The 4,188-nt window shown below is 39.6% G+C and carries 2 protein-coding genes and 1 pseudogene; all 3 read right to left on the minus strand.

Annotated elements, in window-relative coordinates; all coding sequences use genetic code 11:
- Positions 1 to 28: 28 nt before the first annotated feature.
- Positions 29 to 883: pseudogene (locus ACM0OY_RS39580) on the minus strand (protein kinase domain-containing protein); the annotation flags it as partial.
- Positions 884 to 1,000: 117 nt separating this feature from the next.
- A complete protein-coding gene (locus ACM0OY_RS39585; protein WP_414574170.1) occupies positions 1,001 to 2,845 on the minus strand; it encodes an SUMF1/EgtB/PvdO family nonheme iron enzyme in 1,845 nt (614 codons plus the stop codon).
- A gap of 292 nt (positions 2,846 to 3,137) precedes the next feature.
- Positions 3,138 to 3,941, minus strand: a complete 804-nt coding sequence (locus ACM0OY_RS39590; RefSeq protein ID WP_414574171.1) for an ABC transporter permease — start codon at positions 3,939 to 3,941, stop codon at positions 3,138 to 3,140.
- Positions 3,942 to 4,188: the final 247 nt, after the last annotated feature.

A 4,188-nucleotide genomic window follows, 5' to 3' on the forward strand; every position in this document is an offset into this window, starting at 1 on the left:
CTCTACGGTTAACTTTTCGTTACATAGTTATAAATTTCCCCGCCGACTTACTTAAATCGTCGCTGATGACAACACCTTTTTCCTGTAAAAGTTCTCGCCACAACCATTGAGCATTAAAAGCATCATAAAGACGGTCAAAGAGATTCCCATTGGTATCTTGCACAGCCAAAGATTGAGTTAAAAGACGCGCACACGTGGCACCCAAAGCATATAAATCACTAAGAGGAGTGGCGAATCCCGCCATTTGTTCGCTTGGTGCATAACCAACGGTGTAAATTCCTGTGGCTTGTCTGGCTAAACTGGTTTGTGTTACTTGTTTAGCGCCACCAAAGTCAATTAGAATTAGATGGCGATCGCTCTGCCGTCGCATGATATTCTCTGGTTTAATATCCCGATGGATGACATTGCGATCGTGGATGAATTGCAGAACTGGTAATAAATCTGCTAAAAGTTCCCGAATTTGTTCTTCATTAAAAGCTTGTTGCTGAAGTTCTTTGAGTAAAGTTTGACCTTGAATAAATTCTTGTACGAGATATAAGCTTGCGCCTTGTTCAAAATAAGCTAATAATCTCGGAATTTGAGAGTGATTTTCTCCCAATTCATAAAGTCGCTTAGCCTCTTGTTTGAATAATTCTGTTGCTTTAGTTAGTGCTGCTGTTCCTTGCACTTGTGGAAAAAATTGTTTGATGACACAAACATCATCAAATCTAGCTGTGTCTTCTGCTGTATAAGTTCTCCCAAATCCACCTTCACCTAAAAGTTTCAAAACACGGTAGCGATTTCCCAGTAGGTTGCCAAAATTATTTTGTCCACAGCTCATGCAAAATCTATTACTATCAGGGTTGAAGGGATTTGAGCAATTGTGATTTTGGCAGATTTGCATAAATCAGAACTACAAGCAGTTTGTTCTATATATTACTCTAATTTAAGTCCTCCGTTTCGGTGCGTTAGGACTAATGCCCATAACGCACCCTACAAAACTAAACTTGATTTTTAAGTTCTAAACTTGATATTCCGGCGTTCCTTCGCTGGAAAATACCACCCGAAAGCCACAAATCCTTAACCCACCGTCTGACTCATTCCAACTACGGCTGGCGCTGCGACAAAGTTCTGCACTGAAACTCCAAGAACCACCGCGCAGTACTCGGCGATGCATATCACCGCCGACTTCCCAAACTATTGCATCAGCAGGCGCATCACTATAATTGTTATGCCACGGGTCGGCGCACCATTCCCAAACTAGCCCGTGCATATCGTACAATCCAAAGGTGTTGGCTACTTCAAAACTGCCTACGTTTGTTGTTTCTTTGCGAAATTTACTTTTTGGTTCGTCAGCACAGCAAACTAAATCACTAGTAATGGTTTCCCCAAAGTGAAAGGATGTCGTAGTTCCAGCACGACAAGCATATTCCCATTCAGCTTCACTCGGTAAACGATAGTCGCGTCCAGTTTTTTCTGATAGCCTGAGACAAAATTCTACAGCTTCATGCCAAGATACATTTTCTACTGGTCTATCTAAACCTTTGAATTTTGATGGATGGGGATTTAAGGTTTGGTTGACTTTGGGTAACGCTGCTACTACTCTCCATTGTGCTTGAGTTACAGGGAATTTTCCCATAAAAAATGGTTCTACAGTCACTTGGCGTTGAGGACGTTCGTCAGCGTCTCCTTCAAATTCCGGTGAACCCATCATGTATGTACCGCCAGGAATTGATACCATTTCCAGGGTGACAGACTTACCCAATTCTTCAGCAAAGAACTTTGCACTACGGCTAACACGACTAACTTCTCTACCTGCTGTGTCTACTGTCACTACGTCAAATTCAAAAATTTCTAAGGGCGGTAATGGTGCTATTACTTTGGGCGGTGGTAATACAGGTTGGGGAATGGAAACCATTTTTAGCGCAACAGGTTCAAGGTTTGATTGTATAAACTCCAAATCTTTGATAACTTCTGCTGCTGTTTGATACCTTTCACTTGGTAAATGTTTGAGTAGTTTATCTAAAATTTTTCCTAATTCGTCGCTGATAGTAATGCCATTTTTTTGTAACCGTTCGCGCCATAACCACTTAGCATTCATGGCATCATAAATAGGATCTTTAATCTGTCCAGAAACATCCTGTAAAGGTAAACATTGAGTTAAAAGACGTACACAAGTTACACCCAAAGCATATAAATCACTGGCGTGACAAGGAAAGCCAGCCATTTGTTCTGTCGGTGCATAACCAAGTGTATAAATTACGGTAGCTTGTCTTCCTAAACTGGTTTGTGTTACCTGTTTAGCACCACCAAAGTCAATTAATACGGGTTTTCCATCGCTTGCACGGCGAATAATATTTTCTGGTTTAATATCCCGATGAATAATGTTACTGGTATGAATGAATTCTAAGACTGGCAACAAATCAGCTAAAAGTTGCCAAATTTGTTCTTCGGCATAGATTTGTTCCTGAACTTCTTGTAAAAGAGTTTTTCCTTGAATAAATTCTTGCACGAGGTACAAACTAGTACCTTGTTCAAAATAAGCAAGTAATCTAGGAATTTGGGTATGATTTTCTCCTAGTTCATACAACCGAAAAGCCTCTTCCTTGAAAAATTGGGCTGCTTTGGTACGTTGTCCTGTTCCTTGAAATTGTGGGAAAAATTGCTTGATGACACAAGGCGCATTGAGTCTATCTGCATCTTCTGTAGCATAAGTTCTGCTAAACCCACCTTCACCTAAGAGTCCCAATACGCGGTAACGGTTTCTTAGAAGTTTGCCAAAGTTGCTTTGTCCGCAACTGACGCAAAATCTATTGCTATCAGAGTTGAATGGATTTGAGCAATTGGGATTTTGGCAGATTTGCATAATGAAGTGAAAATAGCATCTTCTCCAAAGTTAGCCCCAATATCATCTTATTGAAAACAGTTATGTAGAGAAGCGAACACGGAATTTTTTATATGTGTTTAAAAATATAAAAATATGTGGGTAGTAGAGAATCAGTTGAATGACATGGTGCGTTTGGCTAACGCCGTAACGCACCCTGATTGTAAAGTATAAATTCTGAATTATTCTTCAATATAGCTATTCTTAACAGCTAAAAAAGTTCACTCAGAACTAAATAATCAATAACTTTATTCGTCAATTATAAGTCGAATTCTCAGCTTTTATTTTCTCCAGAAACACGAAGTAATTCCGCTACAAAAGCAACGATCGCTGATACGGAAATCAACATCACACTCAAAGCGTTAATATCAGGCTTGACTCCTGTTCTAATACGACTAAAAATTTCCATCGGCAGGGTGTTAGAACCGCTACCAGCAGTAAAACTGGCAATCAAAAAATCATCTAAACTCAGGACAAAAGCTAACAAGCAACCAGCAATAATACCAGGCATTAATTGAGGTAATAATACTTTGATAAATGCTTGGGTTGGTGTTGCGCCTAAATCTAATGCTGCTTCTTCTAAGTGAGGATCTAGATTTGTCAGCCTAGAAGAAACCACAAGTCCTACGTAGGCCAGACAAAACACTACGTGTGCTGCAACTATCGTCCACAAACTCAAAGGTATTGCAAACGCCGCTAAACATACCAACGTAGCCACTGCGATCGCAATATCAGGAATAATTAATGGTAGGTAAGCGATACCGCGATACAAATTCTTCAGCGGAAATTGATAATGCGCCAAACCGACGGCCATCAAGGTTCCCAGCACTGCTGAAATTCCCACTGCACAACCAGCAACTATCAAACTATTTTGCAAAGCTGATAAAATGCGATCATCGCTGAACAACTTGCGATACCAATCAAAGGTAAATCCTTGCCAAGTAGCACTGTAAGGTGACTGATTGAAGCTATAAAAGCCAAGTACCAGTATAGGCAGGTACATAAACACAAATATCAGCAGTGAGAAAACCGCCTGCCATGTGACACGCGGTTTTTTGGTATGTGGAGAAATATTCACGTTTATATTTGATTTTTCTTGATGAAAATATAAAATATCATATTTATTGTAAAAAGTCAAAGAATTTTTAATTTTAGATTGACCCGATGCTTATTCCTTGGTGTTGCCACTCTTTAGGCAGAAGTTAACTACTGGGTAATCTAATTAGTAGAGCTATTCAAACAAATGTAGAGACATTACAATCAAACATCTCTAAGTAAGTCGGCGCGAAAAAACTAAACTATGTAAAGATAAGTAAATACTGAGA

Source organism: Nostoc sp. CCY 9925, from assembly GCF_963920935.1.
In the GTDB taxonomy this organism is placed as follows: domain Bacteria; phylum Cyanobacteriota; class Cyanobacteriia; order Cyanobacteriales; family Nostocaceae; genus Nostoc.

What these genes read in the sequence shown, in the direction of transcription:
- ACM0OY_RS39585 (WP_414574170.1), bottom strand. Translation starts at nt 2,845, where the DNA reads ATGCAAATCTGCCAAAATCCCAATTGCTCAAATCCATTCAACTCTGAT.